Origin of the sequence: Rhizobium sp. AAP43, assembly GCF_001296045.1 — a bacterium.
Classification (GTDB): Bacteria; Pseudomonadota; Alphaproteobacteria; order Rhizobiales; family Rhizobiaceae; genus Allorhizobium.
Genome location: NZ_LJHS01000068.1, coordinates 1 through 1,209, shown reverse-complemented (window position 1 = coordinate 1,209; position 1,209 = coordinate 1). Strand labels below are relative to the sequence as shown.

The window sequence follows — 1,209 nt, the reverse complement described above, 5'->3', positions numbered from 1 at the left end:
CGGTCGGCGAGGTCGAAGACGTCGTGGATGTCGTGGCTGATCAGGAAGATGCCGATACCGTCCTTCTTCAGCTGCTGGATGAGTTCGCCAACCTGGGCGGTTTCCTGCGGCCCGAGGGCGGCCGTCGGTTCGTCCATGATCAGGATCTGGGCGTCGAAGAGGATGGGGCTGCTCGATACCAAACAGCACCTGACCGATCACCGTAACTTTTATCCTTTGGCTCGTGCCGCCTGATTCGTCTTTTGGAAATCGCAGCGCTCCCGCCATTCATATGGCAAGACATTTACGGCGCTGCCGGGCGGGAGAACGTAAAACGACATAGATCTGTAACTCCAATTGTAAGCCACACAATCCTTCAGGGCGACAGCGTGATAATGAAAGTTCAGCCCTACAGGCTGAGCAAAACGGATTGAGGAGTAGAAAGAGACCTTGCTGATCTCATCAGGCTTAAACTGTTTGATCGCTTCACTCCGCCGCCATTCCGCATAAACGCCCAGCGGCACGATGGAAAAAACAACCCACAGCGCAAACACAACGGACGGGCCCGCCCACTCGGGTATCGACTTCAGCTGCTCCAGCGACCTGCATTTCCGAGCGAGGACAAATGCAACGACAGGGATAGCTAGTAGATATACATCTGAAAAACAGAGTATGAATGCCAAGACAATATTCGAACCTTGGAAGAAACTGCCAAAGAACAGCCCCACAACCACGTACACAGTCAATGTCAGCATTGCCGCATATTTCAAAAAACGAATAAACGGCGAAGACCTCGCATCTTTCTGCATATTCGACAAAACCCTAATTTCTTGAATTTTATATATATTTTTGGTATTCTGACGCCACGTCTGCGTCAGGGCTACATACCGCATATTTACGCCATCGATCAGCCGAACTTGCCTCCACCCCAGACTTAAAATCCTTTCTTACAGTGTCCGGCTCAGCATACTGAACTGCCAGATAGCAGATAGAGCTGGCCCCAATATACGCGCGCACGTTCGTCAAAAACAAACGAGGGAGCTTAACGCCCCCTCGCCTGTCTCAGTTCATTGCCGCAGCGGCTCACGCCGTCTGCATGGCGCCCGGTCCCGGGATCGCGCCGGGCGGGCACTTGCCGAGGATGATCATGCCGAGCACTTCGTCCTTGGTGACATCTTCGGTGCGGGCATGGCCCACCACGCGGCCGTTCTTCATGACGAAGACGCGGTC

General features: G+C 53.6%; 1 protein-coding gene and 2 pseudogenes. All 3 read right to left on the bottom strand.

The annotated features are described in order from the left end of the window. Window positions 1-164: pseudogene (locus IP76_RS22665) on the bottom strand (sugar ABC transporter ATP-binding protein); the annotation flags it as partial. Window positions 165-209: 45 nt separating this feature from the next. Continuing rightward, window positions 210-788 carry a hypothetical protein gene (locus tag IP76_RS22660; protein ID WP_156318701.1) on the bottom strand — a complete coding sequence of 193 codons (579 nt, stop codon included), beginning with the start codon at window positions 786-788 and terminating at the stop codon, window positions 210-212. Window positions 789-1,062: 274 nt separating this feature from the next. Continuing rightward, window positions 1,063-1,209: pseudogene (locus IP76_RS22655) on the bottom strand (sugar ABC transporter ATP-binding protein); the annotation flags it as partial.

Bases quoted from the DNA above. Each gene is read 5' to 3' on its own strand.
- IP76_RS22660 (WP_156318701.1), bottom strand. From the start codon at position 788: ATGCAGAAAGATGCGAGGTCTTCGCCGTTTATTCGTTTTTTGAAATAT.